Annotated in this window: 18 protein-coding genes and 1 tRNA gene; 18 read left to right on the top strand and 1 reads right to left on the bottom strand. The window is 45.6% G+C overall.

Annotation, left to right across the window (positions count from 1 at the left end; genetic code table 11):
* Window positions 1-246: 246 nt before the first annotated feature.
* Window positions 247-720, bottom strand: a complete 474-nt coding sequence (locus GBK04_RS10660; protein ID WP_152759507.1) for a nuclear transport factor 2 family protein — start codon at window positions 718-720, stop codon at window positions 247-249.
* 59 nt (window positions 721-779) lie between these two features.
* On the opposite strand from GBK04_RS10660, the gene smpB reads away from it, so the two are divergent.
* The 18 genes from smpB (at window position 780) to GBK04_RS10570 (ending at window position 20,036) form a co-directional block, all read left to right on the top strand.
* Window positions 780-1,238, top strand: a complete 459-nt coding sequence (smpB, locus tag GBK04_RS10655; protein WP_152759505.1) for an SsrA-binding protein SmpB — start codon at window positions 780-782, stop codon at window positions 1,236-1,238.
* 107 nt (window positions 1,239-1,345) lie between these two features.
* Window positions 1,346-1,858 carry an HNH endonuclease gene (locus GBK04_RS10650; protein ID WP_152759503.1) on the top strand — a complete coding sequence of 171 codons (513 nt, stop codon included), beginning with the start codon at window positions 1,346-1,348 and terminating at the stop codon, window positions 1,856-1,858.
* A gap of 206 nt (window positions 1,859-2,064) precedes the next feature.
* Window positions 2,065-3,918, top strand: a complete 1,854-nt coding sequence (gene rpsA / locus GBK04_RS10645) for a 30S ribosomal protein S1 (RefSeq protein WP_152759501.1) — start codon at window positions 2,065-2,067, stop codon at window positions 3,916-3,918.
* A 65-nt stretch (window positions 3,919-3,983) separates the two neighbouring features.
* Window positions 3,984-4,054 (top strand) — tRNA-Cys (locus GBK04_RS10640).
* A gap of 330 nt (window positions 4,055-4,384) precedes the next feature.
* Window positions 4,385-5,584, top strand: a complete 1,200-nt coding sequence (locus GBK04_RS10635) for a c-type cytochrome (protein WP_152759499.1) — start codon at window positions 4,385-4,387, stop codon at window positions 5,582-5,584.
* Window positions 5,585-5,627: 43 nt separating this feature from the next.
* On the top strand, window positions 5,628-8,699 hold the full coding sequence (locus GBK04_RS10630) for a TAT-variant-translocated molybdopterin oxidoreductase (RefSeq protein ID WP_152766016.1): 3,072 nt from the start codon (window positions 5,628-5,630) through the stop codon (window positions 8,697-8,699).
* A gap of 53 nt (window positions 8,700-8,752) precedes the next feature.
* Window positions 8,753-10,180 (top strand): NrfD/PsrC family molybdoenzyme membrane anchor subunit, encoded by a 1,428-nt coding sequence (gene nrfD, locus GBK04_RS10625; protein ID WP_152759497.1) that lies wholly within the window; start codon window positions 8,753-8,755, stop codon window positions 10,178-10,180.
* A 19-nt stretch (window positions 10,181-10,199) separates the two neighbouring features.
* Entirely contained in the window at window positions 10,200-10,730 is a 531-nt protein-coding gene (locus tag GBK04_RS10620) for a DUF3341 domain-containing protein (RefSeq protein ID WP_152759495.1), read from the top strand.
* Window positions 10,731-10,741: 11 nt separating this feature from the next.
* Window positions 10,742-11,347, top strand: a complete 606-nt coding sequence (locus GBK04_RS10615) for a c-type cytochrome (RefSeq protein ID WP_152766014.1) — start codon at window positions 10,742-10,744, stop codon at window positions 11,345-11,347.
* A gap of 34 nt (window positions 11,348-11,381) precedes the next feature.
* Window positions 11,382-12,680, top strand: coding sequence for a quinol:cytochrome C oxidoreductase (locus GBK04_RS10610; protein WP_152759493.1), 1,299 nt, complete (start codon window positions 11,382-11,384; stop codon window positions 12,678-12,680).
* A gap of 21 nt (window positions 12,681-12,701) precedes the next feature.
* Window positions 12,702-13,832: a cytochrome c oxidase subunit II gene (locus tag GBK04_RS10605; RefSeq protein WP_152759491.1), complete on the top strand. Its 1,131-nt coding sequence runs from the start codon at window positions 12,702-12,704 to the stop codon at window positions 13,830-13,832.
* Between the two features lie 30 nt (window positions 13,833-13,862).
* Entirely contained in the window at window positions 13,863-15,743 is a 1,881-nt protein-coding gene (locus GBK04_RS10600; protein WP_152759489.1) for a cytochrome c oxidase subunit I, read from the top strand.
* The gene (locus tag GBK04_RS10595; RefSeq protein ID WP_152759487.1) at window positions 15,718-16,731 is read left to right on the top strand and encodes a COX15/CtaA family protein; all 1,014 of its coding nucleotides are present in this window, start codon (window positions 15,718-15,720) and stop codon (window positions 16,729-16,731) included. Before GBK04_RS10600 ends, GBK04_RS10595 begins: the two co-directional genes overlap by 26 nt.
* Before the next feature lie 25 nt (window positions 16,732-16,756).
* Entirely contained in the window at window positions 16,757-17,650 is an 894-nt protein-coding gene (gene cyoE, locus GBK04_RS10590) for a heme o synthase (protein WP_152759485.1), read from the top strand.
* A 15-nt stretch (window positions 17,651-17,665) separates the two neighbouring features.
* Complete coding sequence (locus GBK04_RS10585; RefSeq protein ID WP_152759483.1) at window positions 17,666-18,253, top strand: cytochrome c oxidase subunit 3; 588 nt, start codon at window positions 17,666-17,668, stop codon at window positions 18,251-18,253.
* A gap of 15 nt (window positions 18,254-18,268) precedes the next feature.
* Complete coding sequence (locus tag GBK04_RS10580; protein WP_152759481.1) at window positions 18,269-19,039, top strand: cytochrome c oxidase subunit 3; 771 nt, start codon at window positions 18,269-18,271, stop codon at window positions 19,037-19,039.
* Window positions 19,040-19,060: 21 nt separating this feature from the next.
* Window positions 19,061-19,381, top strand: a complete 321-nt coding sequence (locus GBK04_RS10575) for a cytochrome C oxidase subunit IV family protein (RefSeq protein WP_152759479.1) — start codon at window positions 19,061-19,063, stop codon at window positions 19,379-19,381.
* Window positions 19,382-19,385: 4 nt separating this feature from the next.
* On the top strand, window positions 19,386-20,036 hold the full coding sequence (locus tag GBK04_RS10570; protein WP_152759477.1) for a hypothetical protein: 651 nt from the start codon (window positions 19,386-19,388) through the stop codon (window positions 20,034-20,036).
* Window positions 20,037-20,039: the final 3 nt, after the last annotated feature.

The raw sequence follows: 20,039 nt of genomic DNA, 5'->3' as shown, positions 1-20,039 counted from the left end.
ACACAGGTAGCCCAATACGCAGGCTGAAATAGTAACGAACAATGGTTCAATGTCTTGTCAATCGCTGTCAGTAGGACGATTTTTCGTCGGATAAACCTGTATATTTTCTCACATTTTCCGGGAAATTTACAACAGGTAGTATAAGAACTGATCTGTTGGTCATCGTATTGGCAATTTACTCTTTCATTTGATTGCTCCTGATGGATGAGAATTGCAAAAGCTCCTGGGCGTTAGTAACCTAAATTCTTACAGACATTCTTCCTTTCGCCGAGTGTCCGTTATGCTTGCGATTTTCCAGCCATGCTGGGTTTTGATCAAAGTGAAAGCATTGACTCCACAGTGGCTGAATTTATCGCCCAGATAGAATTTGTAGGGTGCCCAAACGGTGGCCATGGGTCCATCCACCTGAATTTTCAGGTCGTAGATGCGTTCGTCCCATACATCTTTGTGAGGGGTACCTACCGCCCGTACAAAGCCGGTGATGGCGTTTTTCCCAATCTTGATTTGGCCGTCAGCAGTCAGCGACACCGATTGTAGGGTCGCATCGGCGGTGAAAGACTGACTGACAAGGGAGGAATCGCCCGTGCGCATGCCCGTAAAAAGACGGTCTACGGCCGCCTTTACCTCCATAGGCTCGCTTTGTGCGTATAGCTGCACACGAGCCCCAAGGAATACGACAAACGCCAGGAGCAGTACTTTCGGACTGAGACTTGATTTCATGGGGATTGGAATAATATTTTTGAATGACCTACCTTTGCATCCCTTTATCTACTTGAGAAATGTCTGACAAAATAGTTAAAAACGTAAACATTGTAAACCGACGGGCTTCATTTGAGTATTTTTTTCTGGATACGTTCTCGGCGGGCATGGCTCTGACCGGTACCGAAATCAAGTCGATCCGTCAGGGAAAGGTGAATTTTCAGGATGCTTACTGTCTTTTTCTTGACGAGGAACTGTTTATCAGGAGCCTGCACATTTCTCCCTACACTGAAGGTACCCATTACAATCATGATCCGATGCGCGACCGTAAGCTGCTCCTGACTAAGCGCGAACTCCGGCGGTTATCCGAGAATCTCAAAGATCAGGGCCTGACGATTATTCCTACCCGCCTCTTTACCAACGAACGGGGCCTGGCTAAGCTGGAAATCGCTTTGGCAAAAGGAAAGAAACTATACGATAAGCGTGATTCCATTAAGGAGCGGGATATAAAGCGTGAAACAGATCGAATGGAGTTCTAGGCAGAAAATAAAATTTTGCCCTAAAATTTACCAACAAATCACCTGCAATTGGCGTTAGTTTAAGGTATATTTTCTAAATTGCTCGAAAGAAAATACCAATTAGACTTATGGGCAGGAAAGTTTTGGTTCTCAATCAGGATTACAGTGCGCTTAGTGTTTGTTCCGTTCCCAAGGCCTTTCTATTGGTGTACATGCACAAGGCCGAAATGATTGCCCAATCTTCTACGCATGCCCTGAGAACTGTGAATGAGGTGTACCCTATGCCGACCGTAGTACGCCTGTACAAGTACATCCACCTGCCCTATCGGGGTGTGATGATGACCCGGCAGAATATCTTCAAGCGTGACGGGAATAGTTGCCAGTACTGTGGCACACAGGAAGATCTTACCCTAGACCACGTGTTGCCCAAATCACGCGGCGGTAAAACTAATTGGGATAACCTGGCTACCGCCTGCAAGCGGTGTAATTCCCGGAAAGGCGACTATACTCCCGAAGAGGCCTCGATGCCTCTACACCAGCGTCCATTCCGGCCTTCCTTTCTCATGTTCCTTCGTGACTTCTCAGGCTCGGTCGACGAGGGATGGCTTCCCTACCTTGGGGCCAGAGAAGCGGTTTATTAATCCAATACGCTTACCTACTTCATACGGTTATCGATCTCTTCGGCATGCCTAAAAGCATGCACGAAAAATGTTTGATTTTCTGTACGACGTCCAGAAAAAAAACACTACCTTTGCGGTCTATTTTTCAAAAGTAACAGTATGTTTCATAAAATTCAGTCCAGTGGTCCGGGGACTGATGTATAACAGGACAGATTCTCTAACTATTTATGGCAAAGGAAAAGAAAAGCCACGCGATGCCTGATTTTGATTGGGATACCGCAGATGACAAAGGATTCGGCACGGGATACACGGCCGCGGATCGTGCTCGGATGGAGCAAATGTACGAAACCACGCTTTCTCCGGTTCAGGAAAAGGAAGTGGTACGGGGCGCGGTGGTAGGTATCACCGACCGCGAAGTGATTTTGAATATCGGATTCAAATCGGACGGAATTGTATCGTCCAACGAATTCCGGGATCTGCCCAATCTTAAAATTGGTGACGAAGTAGAAGTTTACGTAGAAAATCAGGAAGATGCTCAGGGGCAACTGGTACTCTCGCGCAAAAAGGCGAAAGTGATTACTGCCTGGGACAATATTCAGAAATCATTTGAAGAAGACCTCGTTATGGATGCTACCGTAAAACGTAGAACCAAAGGTGGTCTGATCGTGGATGTATACGGCATTGAGGCATTCTTGCCGGGATCACAGATTGATGTGAAACCTATCCGCGACTTCGACGTTTTCGTCGGCAAGCGGATGGAAGTGAAGGTTGTCAAAATCAACCATGCCAATGATAACGTAGTAGTATCGCACAAGGTATTGATTGAGAAAGATCTTGAAGCACAGCGTCAGCTCATCCTCAACAACCTTGAGAAGGGTCAGGTACTGGAAGGGGTAATTAAGAATATGACCAACTTTGGTGCGTTTATCGATCTGGGTGGGGTCGACGGCCTGCTGCATATCACGGATATTTCGTGGGGCCGTATTGGTCACCCCTCCGAGCTGTTAAGCCTGGATCAGAAGACCAACGTCGTAGTGCTGGATTTTGACGAAGAAAAGAAGCGAATTTCACTTGGCTTAAAGCAATTGCAAGCTCATCCCTGGGATTCACTGTCAGAGGACATGGTAGTAGGTGCCAAAGTGAAAGGCCGTATTGTGAATGTGGCCGATTACGGCGCATTCCTGGAAATCATGCCTGGTGTAGAAGGATTGATTCACGTATCCGAAATGTCGTGGTCGCAACATTTGCGTAATCCACAGGAATTCTTGAGCGTGAATGACGAACTGGAAGCGGTTATCCTTACATTGGATCGTCAGGAGCGTAAGATGTCATTGGGTATCAAGCAGCTCACCGAGGATCCCTGGACACAGGCTGAATTGAAGGACAAATACGCGATTGGATCACGTCACACAGGTATTGTTCGCAATCTGACCAACTTTGGTTTGTTCATTGAGCTTGAAGAAGGTATTGATGGGTTGGTACACGTTTCGGACCTATCCTGGACTAAGAAAATCAAGCATCCTTCCGATTTCATCAAGGTAGGTGATAATCTTGACGTGGTAGTACTTGAACTGGACGCTGACAACCGCCGTCTGGCGCTGGGCCACAAGCAGCTCGAGGAGAATCCATGGGATACCTTTGAGTCGATCTTTGAAGTAGGTTCGGTACATCGTTGTACTCTACTGTCGAAAGGCGACAAATTCGCTACTTTGGAATTGCCTTACGGAATTGAAGGCATTGCCACGTTGAAAAACATCGCGAAAGAAGATGGTTCTATGCCTGAAACCGGTGAAAGCCTGGACTGCATGGTTCTGGAATTCTCAAAAGAAGAGAAGAAGATTGTTCTTTCTCATACCAAGGTATGGCAGGGTGGAACCGTAGAAGAAAAAGCTCCAAAAAGATCTTCGCCCAAGCCTGCCGAATCTGCCCCCGCCAAAGATACCAAGGAGGGAGACAAATCTACCTTTGGTGATTTGGACGTGCTGTCAGCGCTGAAAGAGCAAATGGAAGATACTGAGAAGAAGGAAAAGAAATCAGCCAAAGAAGAAAAGGCCGAAAAAGAACAGAAAGAAGCCGAGTAAGTCGGAATAATTTCTAATTTTGCCACCGTTCAGTACCTCGTGAACGAGGTACTGAACGGAAACAGGGTTCCGTGGCCGAGTGGCTAGGCAGAGGTCTGCAAAACCTCGTACAGCGGTTCGAATCCGCTCGGAACCTCGCTTGATAACAGTTGCCTCAACTAGCAGTTAGGAACTTTTTTGGAATTGGAAAAATACCATTTGTGAAAGTCTAAGATACTAGCTTTTTCAGATGGTATTTTTTTTGTAAGTATCTGATAGACAAACTAAAAGATATTTATTTTTACTGCTAAAAGGGTTGCTTAGATTAGAAAAAATATAAATAAGTAGGTAGGGGAAAATATAGCTGAAATACTTTTGTGGATAAAAAATCGTGCAGTAGATTTGCGTGTTGATGTATCACAGAGACCTCACTATGAATCTACCAGCAAGGAAAACCGTTCTCTCTGGAAAAAATCTACCCTTTAAAATGAAACAATTTATTGTAGGAGTAGCCCTTTGCTGCTTACCTTTTTTGACACTGGCTCAGGACGCCGGAGGTGATGCGGCGGCAGGGGAAACCATTTTCAAAAACAACTGTGCCAGTTGCCACAATGTCTCGGCCGAAAAGTCTGTAGGTCCCGGTTTAAAGGGGGTGGCGCAACGTCATGACCTACCTTGGCTGGTATCCTGGATTCACAATTCGCAGGCCATGATTGCGGCAGGTGATCCTGCGGCCGTAAAGTTGTACAATCAGTATAACCAGGCGCAGATGACGAGTTTTCCTAACTTGTCAGAGGATGATATCAAAGGAATTCTGGCGTACATTGAGCAGGCCAATGCCGCTCCTGCCGCAGCGGCAGACGGAGCACCCGCTGCAGGACCAGCCGTAGCTCAATCCAGCGGGCCTTCCGATCTGTTTGTGTTAGTGCTTGTAGCACTGCTGGTTGTGATGCTTCTGGTATTGGGAGTATTGCTGGTTATAGTCACACTGCTTTCCAAAGCAGTGAGCGGAGAAACCGGTACGGGTGAGACGGCACAACCGTTTATGGAGCGGTTGAAGGGTACCCTGACCAAAACTGCCACCAACCCGGCTATCCGATCTGCTACCATCTGGGTATTTATACTATTGGTAACCAAAGCGCTTCTTGACGGAGCCTACCACGTTGGAGTCCAACAGGGATATGCTCCAAAGCAGCCTATCGCCTATTCACACAAATTACATGCCGGTACCTACCAGATTGATTGTAACTATTGCCACACGGGAGTCAACCGAGGTAAATCGGCCCATATCCCTTCGGCCAATATCTGTATGAATTGCCACGGCGTAATAAAGAAAGAGTCGCCCGAAATTCAAAAAATATATGCGGCCATTGAAAACAACCAGCCTATAGAATGGGTACGGGTACACAACCTTCCTGACTTGGCGTACTTCAACCACTCTCAGCACGTAAATGTAGGCGGGCTGGAGTGCCAGCAGTGTCATGGCGAAATTCAGAACATGGAGGTAGTAGAGCAAAGGTCGTCACTCACGATGGGTTGGTGTATTGACTGTCACCGGAAAACCGATGTGAATACCAAAGGCAATGCGTACTATGACAAGCTTGTGCAGCTTCACGGCAGTGAAAGCAAAGAAGCCCTGAAAGTGGCTGATATTGGCGGTTTGGAATGTTCAAAATGTCATTATTAATAGCAGAGAGAATTCCAAGATACAATTTGTGTTGAACAATTTTATGGAAAATACTATTAAGAGGTACTGGAAAGGTCTGGAAGAACTACGTAACGATGCCAGCTTTGTCAGAAATGCCAACAGTGAATTTGCCCCAACCCCTCCTGGTGAGAATGAATATGAGAATTTGGTGGATGGAACCGGGACGCATCGACGCGATTTTCTGAAAGTACTGGGCTTTGGGATGGCGGCCGTCTCACTGGCTGCTTGTGAAACCCCGGTAAAAAAAGCCATTCCTTATTTGAACAAACCTGAAGGTGAGTTCCCGACCATAGCCAACTGGTATGCCTCCACATACGCCGAAGGGGGAGACTACGCAAGTGTACTGGTCAAAACCCGTGAAGGCCGCCCCATCAAACTTGAGCCTAATACTCTCTCAAGTGTATCAAGTGGGGTCAGCGCCAGAGTACATGGTTCGCTTCTAGGGCTCTACGATATCGAGAAATTGAAGGGCCCGGCTAAAGGAACCGACACCAAAGTAAGTTGGGAACAAGTCGATAAGGATATCATGGGGCAATTGGCTCAGGTTGCTGGCAGCGGCACTCCTATTCGCCTGATTTCCTCAACCATTATTAGCCCGTCTACAAAAGCTGTAATTGCCGATTTTACAGCAAAGTACCCTGCTACTACTCATATTCAGTACGATGCAAATTCGGCTTCTGCGCTATTAAAGGCCAATGGAGGAATTATTCCTGCTTTTGATTTCAGCAAGGCCAAGACCATTGTCGGTATCGATTGTGACTTTCTGGGAACCTGGCTCATGCCGGGTACTTTTGCTCGTCAATATGCCGAAACGCGCAAGTTGAGTAGCGAAAAGGGAGGCAAGAAAGAAATGTCGCGCCATTACCAGTTCGAATCAATTCTGTCGCTGACGGGTTCCAATGCGGATTACCGTACTGCTGTGAAGCCTTCTCAGATTGGTTCGGTAGTTACGGCGCTTTATAATAAGATTGCCGCCGGTACAGGAGGCAAGTCAGTATCTGCATCGGCGGCAAACATTCCTAATATAGACAAAGCTGCAGCCGACCTGATTGCTGCAAAAGGTCAGGCGCTCGTAGTGGCGGGTACAAATGACCCTGCCATTCAGACTGTTATTAGCTCGATCAATACCCTGCTCGGCAGCTATGGCTCCACGATCGACACTGGTTCGCCTCTAAACGTTCGTCAGGGTGATGATGTAGCCATGAATGGGTTTATCGACGAATTAAAAGGAGGCCGTGTTGGAGCCGTCATGTTCCTCAATGCCAATCCGGTGTACGATCACCCACGCGGAGCCGAGATTGCAGCCGCACTTCCCAAGGTACCCCTAAGCGTATCCTTTGCTGACCGGGCCGATGAAACTGCTTCCTTGACCAAATACATTTGCCCAGCTTCCCACTATCTCGAATCTTGGGGCGATGCAGAGCCGCGCTCGGGTTACTATAGTCTCACACAACCGGCCATTAGCCTTATCTACAATACGCGACAGGCTGAGTCCAGTTTGTTGAAATGGGCCGGTAAAAATGCCGATTACCATGAATATGTGAAAGCTTACTGGCGCAGTACTATGTATTCCCAAGCGGCCGGGGGTGGGTTTGACCAATTCTGGATAAAGTCGTTGCATGATGGGGTATTTGAGCCTAAGAAAGGTACCTCTCAACCCGCGAGTACATCAATGGCAACCGATGTGGACGCCGCATCGGCTGCCATCAGCAGAACTTTCAAAGCGGGTGGATCTGACCTGGAACTTGTCCTATACGAAAAAGTAGGGATGGGCACCGGAAGTCTGGCTAATAATCCTTGGATACAGGAGTTCCCGGATCCAATTACAAAAGCTTGCTGGGACAATTACGCCTGTCTTGCCAAAGCTACGGCCACTGAACTAGGAGTAGAACAGGGCGACATAGTAAAAGTTGACTTGAAAGGCAAGGCACTTGAGCTGCCAGTGGTTATTCAACCTGGACAGGCTCCAGGTACAGTAGCAGTCGCGATTGGTTACGGTCGTGAAAAGGCCGGAAAGTCAGCAAATGGCGTGGGTGTGAATGTGTATCCATGGGCCACTTTTGTGGGAGGGTACCTGTCATTCATGCCGGGTACGGCATCGATAACCAAAACCGGAGATTTCAGGGATATCGCTCAGACTCAGACGCACGATACCGTAATGGGTAGGGAGTCGGTGTTACAGGATACCGTTCTTTCCGATTACAAGAAAAATGTAATGGCCGGTCGATTTGTCCCAGAGGTAGAGACCTCTGAAGGTCCCAAAGAAGCCACCGATATCACACTTTGGAACGGGCACAACTATAAGAACCACTCGTGGGGAATGGTTATCGACCTGAATTCCTGCACGGGCTGTGGAGCTTGTGTAATTGGTTGCCAATCAGAAAACAATGTTTCGGTGGTAGGACGGCAAGAGGTAATCAATCGCCGTGAGATGCACTGGATTCGTATTGACCGGTATTATAGCAGCAAGTCTGCTGAAAGCCTCGACGCTCTTGAAGAAGCGGCTGAAAATCCTGAGGTGACTTTTCAGCCGTTGATGTGCCAACATTGTAATAATGCACCCTGCGAAACGGTATGCCCCGTATTGGCTACTACCCATAGCTCGGAAGGATTGAACCAAATGACCTATAACCGTTGTGTAGGAACGCGTTACTGCGCCAACAACTGTCCTTATAAGGTCCGTCGCTTTAACTGGTTCAAGTACTTCGACAATGACAATTTCGATTACCATTTTAACAATGACCTTGGTAAAATGGTAATTAACCCTGAGGTGACTGTTCGCTCTAGAGGCGTTATTGAGAAATGTTCGATGTGTGTACAGCGCATTCAGGAAGGAAAACTGACGGCCCGCAGGGAAAGAAGGCGTCCAGTGGATGGTGAAATTGTTACTGCCTGCGCCCAAACTTGCCCTACCAATGCCATTACTTTCGGAGATATGAATGATCCAGAAAGCCGGATTTCAAAAATACTGGAAGTAGAGCGCGAAGGACGAGCCTTCCACATGCTGGAAGAAATCAATGTACGTCCACAGATCTCGTATTTGACCAAAATACGGAATAAAGAAGCCGAACAGCCTGGAATGGCTGACGCGTGAGTAGAATACAAGCAGTAAACAGAGCTATTTATCCAATATAAAATTACACTCGTATGCATGTTACTTCACCCGTGAGACCGCCGCTCGTTACCGGCGGAAAGACGTACGCCGATGTAACGGAAGATATTTGTCGCCACGTTGAGAATAACCCTACAAAAGAGTGGCTGATCGCATTTGGTATATCCGTAATCGTGCTTATCTATGGTACCGCTTGCGTACTATGGACTTGGTGGGAAGGTCTTGGTGTCTGGGGATTGAATAAAACCGTAGGCTGGGCATGGGACATCACCAACTTTGTATGGTGGGTAGGTATTGGTCATGCCGGAACCCTAATTTCAGCAATTTTGCTGCTTTTCCGGCAAAAATGGCGGACTTCCATCAACCGCGCGGCGGAAGCTATGACGATTTTTGCAGTACTGTGTGCCGCCTCGTTCATTTTGATGCACATGGGACGTCCATGGCTTGCTTACTGGGCATTGCCATTGCCCAATGCATTCGGGTCCCTGTGGGTTAACTTCAACTCCCCACTGGTTTGGGACGTTTTCGCCATTAGTACCTATTTCTCGGTTTCACTGGTATTCTGGTACATTGGTCTTATTCCTGATTTGGCTACCATCCGTGACCGAGCTCGTAGCAAAGTGTCTCGTTTTATTTACGGATCGTTGGCAATGGGCTGGACGGGTGGTGCCAAAACCTGGTCGCGCTATGAATACATAAGTCTGATTCTGGCAGGTCTGGCTACTCCTCTGGTACTTTCCGTACATACGATTGTAAGTATGGACTTTGCAACATCGGTTATTCCAGGCTGGCACACCACGATCTTTCCTCCCTACTTCGTAGCTGGGGCAATTTTCTCAGGATTTGCCATGGTACAAAACCTGATGTTGATTACCCGGGTGGTCTATCGATTGGAAGATTACATTACCTTGGAACACATTGAGTCTATGAATAAGGTAATCACCCTGACAGGATCGATCGTTGGAGTAGCCTATCTTACTGAATTTTTTATTGCCTGGTATTCGGGGGTAGAATACGAAAGTTATGCTTTCATAAACCGTGCTACGGGCCCTTATTGGTGGGCATACGCTACCATGATGACCTGTAATGTGGTTTCTCCGCAACTCTTCTGGTCGCGCACCATTCGTAGGAGTGTAACATGGACTTTCTTCATCTCGATCATTGTAAACATTGGGATGTGGTTTGAGCGATTCGTAATCATTGTTACTTCATTGCACCGTGACTACCTACCTTCAAGCTGGGCGATGTTCTCACCGACTCGCTTTGACATTGGTGACTACATATTCTCGTTCGGGTTTTTCTTTACTTTCTTCCTGCTTTTTTCCAAGTATTTACCTGTCATAAACATGGCGGAAGTAAAAGCAGTAATCCGTTCATCGTCGGAGCGTTTGCCGATCAAGGTAGCTGGAGTTGCTAAAGGAGACCGGGTGGCAAGCCCTACATTTAATAAAGACGCCCAATAAATACTATTATATACTACCTATGTCGGACTTCAAAGGAAAATATTTGGTTGGGGTTTATGATGATGATGAAGTAATTCTTCATGCTGTCCCCAAACTCCGCAAAGCAGGAGTTAAAATAAATGAGGTATACTCTCCTTTTGCTATACATGGTATGGATGATGCCCTGGGACATCCTCGGACACGTATTGGGATAGCTGCCTTTATGTTTGGTGTGACGGGATGTATCTGTGCCCTTACTTTACTAATCTGGACAATGGGAATAGATTGGCCGATGATTGTAGGGGGTAAGGATCCTATATCTCTCCCAAATTACATTCCCATCACTTTCGAGTTGACTGTACTTTTTACCGCATTCGGTATGGTAACTACATTCTTTATTTCGAATGGATTAGGACCCAGTTTGGTGACTCCAGCCATGTTTGATCCACGGTCCACGGATAACAAATTCGTGATGGCCATTGAATTAAAGAAAAACCGCTTATCAGAAGCTGAGATTGCTCAATATTTAAGAGATACGGGTGCTGAGGAAATCAACATCAAACAATTCTAACCGGTCGGATGATGAATTTTAGAAATACATATAAGTACCTAATTGCATTTGTTGGAATCGTAGCTGCCTTTGCAAGTTGTACACGTGACCCTAACAATCAGGGGTTGGAATTTGCCCCTAATATGTACCTACCAGTAGGGTATGAGCCCTACCGCCAGGTAAAAGCAAATCCTATAAACCCGATGGGGTTGAACATGCGGAAACCGGTGGATGGTACCGTTTCACGGGCCAACTATGATACCAAGTTTGGAGAAGGGGATTCGGCCAAAGTGGATTTGATGGTATACAACATTTCGAAAGACAGCATCGGAATTGCCGAGCGTACTCTCACCAATCCGGTACCCCTGAATGAAAAGACACTGGCCGAGGGCAAAGTTCTTTACGAACGTTACTGCCAACACTGTCATGGAGCAACAGGTGCCGGCGATGGTACTGTTGGTAAAGTATACAAGGGGGTTCCCAATTATAAAGCTGACGCGTATAAGACATTAAATGACGGACATATTTTTCATGTGATCACACATGGCAAAGGCCGAATGTGGCCGCACGGATCACAGGTCAATCCCGAAGAACGCTGGAAAATAGTGCATTATGTTCATCAGCTTCAAAAGGATTAGTAATTAACCGAATAACCGAGTAACAATCACGATAATGGCATCAGTACATTCGCTACCCTCGATTGAAGAACGCTTTGAATTCACTTCGGGCGCAAAACAAAAACTGCTGATTGGTGGGGCCATCGGTCTGGCTCTTGTACTAGTTGGGGCATTCCTGTTGGCAAATGGTTCAGGACATGAAGCAGCCGCAGCCCATGGAGGGGAACATGCCGAAGGAGCTGCTCACGCTGGAAACTGGCTGACCCGTATTTGGGCCAATATTTGGGTCAACGCGGTTTACTTCACCGGAATCTCAGTGATAGGAATGTTTTTCATGTCATACAACTATCTGGCCGAAGCCGGGTGGTCGGTTGTATTCAAGCGTATACCCGAAGCAATGCCAGCGTTTCTACCCGTAACAGGGGTTATCATGCTTATCGTTTTTTTCCTGGGGGGGCACGATTTGTTTCACTGGACACATGAGGAACTATTCGACCCTGGAAACAAGCTGTATGATCCGATAATAAGCGGTAAGCAAGGATTCCTGAATACGCCTTTTTTCCTGATTCGCATGTTGGTGTATTTTGCGGCCTGGTACATGTTGTGGCGTGTACTTCGGAATGCTTCTTTACAAGAAGATGAACTAGGGGGTACCTCTTTCTACTACAAATCAATTCGCTACGGAACTGCTTTTCTAGTAATCTTTGCAGTCACTTCCTCAACGGCTGCCTGGGATTTTGTGATGTCAATCGATACCCACTGGTTTAGTACGATGTTCGGTTGGTATACGCTGGCGAGTTGGCATGTAAGCGGTCTGGCGGTGATAACCCTTACTGTGGTAACTCTTCGGGAAATGGGGTACCTGAGGGCCGTCAACACCAGCCATTTGCGGGATTTAGGCAAATTCGTCTTTGCCTTTAGCATCTTTTGGACCTACGTATGGTTTTCGCAGTTTCTACTGATTTATTACGCCAATTTACCCGAGGAGACCATCTACTATCGGGAGCGTTTTAGTGGATATGGCGGAATATTCAAGGCACCCTTTTTCATCAATCTTTTCCTAAACTTTTTCTTTCCCTTCCTAGTTCTAATGACACGGGATGCAAAGGCTACGCACTCGATTTTGAAGGTAGCCTGTTGGAGTGTGTTGATTGGTCACTACTTTGATTTTTGGAATAACATAATGCCTGGGACGGTCGGCGCCAATGCGGGCTTTGGTCCTGTCGAATTTGGTTTTATTCTGTTATTTGCCTGCTCATTTATCTGGTCGGTATCTACTCAACTTGCGAAAGCAAACCTGATTCCCAGAAACCACCCGATGCTCGAAGAGTCCCTTCATCACGACATACCTTGACAACCCGATAAAACTACGCTCATGTCTTATATCATAGGAATTATTTTTATAGTTTTTCTGGCCCTGACCGTTATGGTCATTTCCAGAATGCAGAATGTGCTGAAAGGTGTCAATGTAAAGGATGCCGATCCTTCCCGACCTGAAGGAAATAAGTGGAATGCTGCCATGTTTATGATTGTGCTGGTACTAGGAGCTATTGCATTGTTTTGGTCTTACCGAAGCGCTTCTGCCGATTTCTTACCAACAGCATCTTCAGTTCATGGGCGGCGCACCGATGACTTGTTCTGGTTCTCGATGGGAATTCTAACAATTCCTTTTTTGATTGTTAACTTTCTTTTGTTTTATTTTTCATGGCGTTACCAATACAAGGCAGGACATAAAGCCACCTTTTATCCCGAGAATCACCGTTTGGAGCTCATATGGACGGTTATTCCGGCTATTGTAATGGCGCTGCTGGTATTCACGGGCTGGCGTGCCTGGTCTGACATTACTTCTGATGCTCCTAAGGACGCTGAGGTTTTTGAAATCATGGGCAAGCAGTTCGCATGGTATATTCGTTACCCAGGTGTGGATAATAATAAGCTTGGAAACTACAACTACCGCTTAATCGATGCCCAGAATGAAATGGGGATAGATTTGTCGGATGAAAACGCATTTGATGACTTCATAAGTACCTCCGAATTGCATATTCCGGCCAATAAGCCCGTACTGTTGAAAATCCGCGCCCGCGACGTCTTGCACAGTGTCTATATTCCTCACATGCGGGTCAAAATGGATGCTGTACCAGGGATGCCGACAAAATTTTGGTTTGTGGCGGATAAAACGACAGCCGAGATGAAGTCAGAGACAGGAAATCCAAATTTCGATTACGAAATTGCCTGTACAGAAGTATGCGGTAGAGGCCATTTCGCAATGAAACTTCGTTTGATTGTTGAAGATGAAGCCTCATATCGTAATTGGATGGCCCAACAAAAGACTTTTCTAGAAACGTACCCTGATTATCTGGCCAAAGTGCCTGATAATCTGAAGCCAAAAGCAATGCGCTATATTCCTGCATCAGCCCCTGCTACCGCAAATCCCGATAGCACGACGGCTGGTGAGACAGGGCCGCAAACCACATCGGGCATTGGTACCTCAGCATCACTTCGTTAAAAAGAATCTAAACATTAAATAGTAAGTATTATGTCAGCAGTAGGAACAGGAATGGATTCGGTAGTACACGCAGAAGAGCATGTGCATCACGACCCGCAAAGCTTCTGGCGGAAGTATATATTTTCAGAGGATCATAAAGTCATCGCCAAGCAGTATTTAATATCAGGGATCTTCTGGGCCGTTTTGGGTTTGTCCATGTCGGTCGTGTTCCGCATTCAGCTGGGCTTTCCCGATGCTGATTTGTCATGGCTAAAGCCGGTACTCGGTCAATGGATTGATGAAACTGGTAAATTGGACCCCAATTTTTACCTGGCTCTGGTTACCATGCATGGTACCATCATGGTTTTTTTCGTACTTACAGCCGGACTGAGTGGTACCTTCAGTAATTTCCTGATTCCCTTACAGATTGGGGCACGCGACATGGCTTCGGGATTTTTAAACATGCTTTCATATTGGTTCTTCTTTATTGCCAGTGTGATCATGTTTTCTTCTTTATTCCTACAGACGGGTCCTGCGGCAGGCGGGTGGGTTGTTTATCCTCCTTTGAGTGCATTGCCACAGGCCCATATAGGATCAGAAATGGGTATGACGCTGTGGTTGACCAGTATGGCTCTTTTCATTGTGTCACAGCTTTTGGGAGGCATCAACTATATCACTACAGTGATCAACCTTCGCACGCGGGGAATGACGTTTAATCGTTTGCCTTTAACGATTTGGTCATTTTTGATCACAGCCGTACTTGGACTAATTTCCTTCCCAGTGTTGCTGTCGGCCGCTCTGCTTCTCATTTTTGACCGTAGTTTCGGTACAAGTTTTTATCTTTCTGAGATATACATTGGAGGAGAGGCTTTGCCAAATGTAGGGGGAAGTCCTATTCTGTTCCAACACCTTTTCTGGTTTCTGGGACACCCCGAAGTATACATTGTGATTCTGCCAGCATTAGGAATCACCTCCGAGATTATCGCTACCAATTCTCGTAAACCTATTTTTGGCTATCGGGCTATGATTGCATCCCTGCTGGGGATTGCCTTTCTTTCATTCATTGTGTGGGCGCACCACATGTTTGTCACGGGTATGAATCCCTTCTTGGGATCTGTGTTTATGTTTTTGACACTGATTATCGCGGTACCTTCGGCAGTCAAAGCCTTTAACTACATTACAACGCTTTGGAAAGGCAACATCCGGTTTACGCCGGCTATGCTGTTTTCCATAGGTTTGGTTTCATTCTTTGTATCAGGTGGTTTGACGGGAATCATACTAGGTAATAGTGCACTGGATATTCAGTTGCATGATACTTATTTTGTAGTGGCTCACTTTCACGTGGTGATGGGTGCTGCATCAGCCTTCGGACTATTGGCAGGTGTTTACCACTGGTTTCCCAAAATGTTTGGGCGTATGATGAACAACACGCTCGGACAGATCCACTTTTGGTTGTCATTTATCGGGATTTACTTGGTATTCCTGCCTATGCATTATGTGGGTATCGCCGGTTTTCCGCGTCGTTACTATCAGTTTACGAGTTTTGATTTTACTCATTCCTATACTGATCTGAATATGTTTATTAGTGCTGCGGCCATTTTGACATTTTTGGCACAGCTCATATTCCTGTGGAATTTCTTTTCAAGCATTTTTACAGGCAAACGTGCTACTCAGAATCCTTGGAATTCCAATACTTTGGAATGGACAGCTCCAATTAATCCAGGCCATGGAAACTGGGTTGGCGAAATACCAGCAGTGTATCGGTGGTCATATGACTATAGCAAGCCTGGTGCAGCGGAAGACTTTATTCCTCAAAATGTACCCTACTCACAGACGCTTGAATCGAATCTGCCTCATGAAAATGAGCAGATAAAGATGGAAGCTGAGATAGAGGCGCAAAACTTCAATGATCAATTCAAAGACGCCCACTGATAGTAGAAATGACCGTCTATTCCGGAAACTTACCCTGTTTGCGGTCATTACGGTTTACTTATTGATTGCGGCGGGAGGAATCGTTAGAAGTACCGGATCGGGAATGGGTTGTCCCGACTGGCCCAAATGCTTTGGTAGCTGGGTACCTCCAACGGAGGCATATCAGCTACCATCTAATTACAAGGAGCTTTACGGAGCTAAATTGAAAGGCGAAGTAGAGTTCAATGTAGTAAAAACCTGGACCGAATATGTAAACCGCTTACTAGGCGTTTTCACTGGAATTCTAATATTTGGTACTCTCCTGGCCTCGGTACCCTACCTGCGAACACACAAATCCAACTTATTTTACGCTAGTCTGGCAGCTTTCATACTGGTAGGAATTCAGGGTTGGCTTGGATCAAAGGTAGTTTCAACCGAATTGCATCCCCTGATGGTTACTCTACACATGGTTGTAGCAATAGTGATCGTTTTCATTCTGATCTACACTTTGATCCGATCGTACCCGCCGCGAACAAATACTTTTAAGAACAAGAAGTTCCTTCTGGTGAAGCAACTGATAGTACTAAGTATTGTACTGTCTTTCGGTCAGGTAATGCTGGGTACGCAAGTTCGTGAAGCGATGGATGGAGCGATTTCGATGTTAGGGTATGACGCGAGAAGCCAATGGATCGAGCAGTTAGGCTTACCCTTTTATATACATCGGTCATTTTCACTGGTGGTACTAGGGGTGAATACACTGCTTGTATACCAAATATGGAATGAGAGAAAAAGATCAAGACTACGGCGCTATTTAATTCAGGGAGTCATTGTAGTGATCCTTTTGGAAATATTTTCGGGAATCGTGATGGCGTATTTCTCTGTTCCAGCTTTTGCTCAGCCCATCCACTTAACATTGGCCATTGTGATGTTGGGTACACAATATAGTCTGTGGTTAGAAAGTACTGATATATTATCAGCGGAAAAGAAGCAAATGGTTGGTACTGCTTGAGGTACCATAAAATAATTAAATTGTTATGATTGTGTCAGATAGTAGTTTGTCGTTGGGAAACAAAGTGAATGAGAAAGGAAGGGCCCTTTTCGAATTACTAAAATTTCGGCTGGCAGCTTTGGTGTCATTTTCAGGGGCTTTTGGTTATAGTCTGGCTGTCGAAAAAATCGATTGGTTACTATTTGGACTATTTTGTGTGGCATCCATTGGAATAACGGGCTCGGCCAATATCATCAATCAAATCATTGAAAAAGATCTTGATAAATTGATGAAAAGGACAGCGAATCGGCCATTGCCAAATGGACGAGTCACAGTCCAGGAAGCGGCGTTATGGGCCTTCGTGCTTGGATTATTTTCGCTATTTATTTTCACCTACTACTTCAACATCACTACGGCTCTACTAGCTGCTTTATCCCTGGTGTTATACGGCTTTGTCTATACACCTCTGAAAAGGGTCGGTCCTATTGCTGTGTTTGTGGGAGCTTTTCCAGGAGCTTTTCCTCCCATGATTGGCTGGATTGCAGCCACAAATCATTTTGGACTCGAACCAGGAATTCTGTTTGCCATACAGTTCTTCTGGCAATTTCCCCATTTTTGGGCCATTGCCTGGGTACTGGATGAAGACTATAAACGGGCGGGTTTCAAATTACTTCCTTCACAAGGTGGAAAGGATCTCAATACTACCATTCAGATAATGATCTGGACACTATTCTTGCTCCCTTTCGGATGGTTGCCATTCAAATTGGGTATGACTGGCATTAATTCGGCGTTCATAGCAACTTTATTTGGGGTATTGTTTCTGGCACAAACCTTTCATCTGATGCGCAAGTGCACCGACAAAACAGCCCTGCAGTTAATGTTTGGCTCATTCATCTACCTTCCCATTGTTCAGCTTGCATTTCTCATTGATAAAATCTAAAAGGTACTTATAGAAATGGAGACGCTTCATCCCATACAGGTCCAGAAAGAACCCGAAGCCACACTTTCTGTCGATCCCAAAAAATTCATTTTGTGGCTCTTTATCGTTAGCATTGTTATGCTCTTTGCCTCGCAGACGAGCGCATATCTGGTGCGGCGAGCTGAAGGAAACTGGCTGGAATTTAATATGCCGGTTGTTTTCTGGTACAGCACGGCTGTTTTGGTAATAAGCAGTTTAAGCATGCATTGGGCTTATTATTCTGCAAAAAAAGATAATTTTACCAATCTGAAAATTGCAATTTCTGTTACTTTTGTGCTTGGGCTTGCCTTTTTATACATGCAATTCCAAGGCTGGCGGGAGATGGTGGACATGAAAGTCTATTTTGTAGGAAACCCTTCGGGGTCCTTCCTATATGTTTTTACAGGTCTACATGCCTTCCATCTGATCAGCGGTTTATTTGTATTACTTTTTGCGTTGGTTTCAGCATTCCGTTTCAAAGTTCATGCTAAAAACTTAAGACGAATCGAGATTTGCGCTACCTATTGGCATTTTCTGGACATCCTTTGGGTATACCTGTTTTTCTTTTTACTGACTTTTAATTGATAATTTAACCGAGCGATGGCTGCAACTACTACGACGACCGGCACCCTAAAACCCAGAATGTGGATGGGCGGAATCGAGCCCATGAAGGCTAGTTACGGAAAACTCATGATGTGGTTTTTCCTTATTTCCGATACATTCACATTTTCTGCACTGCTGGTTTCTTACGGATTGGTGCGCTTTAGTTTCCCCTCATTTGCCGGAACGCCCGAAGAGTTTGTATTTTCCCCCGCTTATTGGCCAATTCCCGAAAAAGTATATGAGGCAGTACCCTTCCTCCATGGTATTGAATTACCACTGGTGTTTGTGGGTATCATGACCTTCATCTTGATTTTCAGTAGCGTTACCATGGTGCTAGCAGTAGAAGCAGGACATAGGATGGACCGGAACAGCGTGGAAAAATACATGCTTTGGACCATTCTGGGCGGATTTACCTTTCTGGGGTGCCAGGCTTGGGAATGGGCACACTTTATTCATGGAACAGAAAGTGGTTCTGTGGTACGGGAAATTGTGAACGGTTCTTGGATTGAGAAAACCATTTACGGGGCGAACCTGACTGAAAATCAATATGGTCCGCCGGCGTTTGCTGATTTTTTCTTTTTCATCACTGGATTTCACGGTACGCACGTATTTAGTGGTGTCATATTGAATATTCTAATTTTCTACCGCTCGGCAACGGGCTTCTATGACCGTCGGGGTCATTACGAAATGGTGGAGAAGGTGGGTCTTTACTGGCACTTTGTGGATCTGGTTTGGGTATTCGTATTTACATTCTTCTATCTGGTTTAATCAGGATAAATTTTCAAGACTATGAGTGATTCACACGCTGCTGAACACAGCCCGGACGGAGGCGCAGCCCAACGCAAACAGATATGGAAGGTATTTATCATTCTTTCTGTTATCACCGCATTCGAGTTCCTTATTGCTTTCACGATGCACCATGGTACCCTGAAGATTGCAATCTTTGTCGGTATGACAATTGTAAAGGCTTTTTTCATTGTCGGTGAGTTTATGCACTTAAAACATGAAGTGAAAAGTCTTATCTGGGCCATTCTTATTCCCTGCATCTTTGTAGTGTGGCTGCTTTTGGCTTTGATGCTGGAAGGAGGCTCCATTTTTCAACTAAGGTAATTTCATGCAGAAATACATAAAAACCGGGTTACTAATCATCGTATTAGTAGTCCCGGTTTTAATTTTTTTATTCCTCCAGGGATATACCACTAATCATTTTGATCTTCCATACTATGTGCCGTTGCGGGACCCGGTAACGAATGAGGTAATAAGAGAAAATGGAGATACGGTATTTTACCAAATTAAAGATTTTTCATTGCCCGTTTCCGACGGTTATTCAACTACAAACAGAGTTTCTATAAAGGGAAAAATAACGGTCGTCAGTGCTTTTAAGGCTCCCTGTGAAAAAGGATGCGAGAGGGCATTAAGTCAACTGAAGCGCATACAGGCGCTCCACCAGTCTTATCCTTCGCTCAATATTCTGACGATCCTCGACGAAGAAGAAAATACATTGGTAGAAAAAATAGGTGACCGACCTAAGAGCGGTTGGTTATTAGCCAAGGTACCGGATAGCGTATATCATGCTGTGCTTCAAAACGTCTTTTATTTGATCCCTAAGGATGAAAAACAAACTAAAACAGATTTTAGCCAGTTTAGCTTAGTAGATCGGGACGGTTTTATAAGGGGTTTTTATGATGCTCGGGAAACTGCGGAGATAGAAAGACTAATGGCTGAAATCAGGGTACTGGAATACAATGAAAAGAATAATGAGTAATAC

It is taken from the genome of Salmonirosea aquatica (assembly GCF_009296315.1).
Taxonomy (GTDB): Bacteria; Bacteroidota; Bacteroidia; order Cytophagales; family Spirosomataceae; genus Salmonirosea; species Salmonirosea aquatica.
This window is presented reverse-complemented; position numbering and strand designations above follow the sequence as displayed.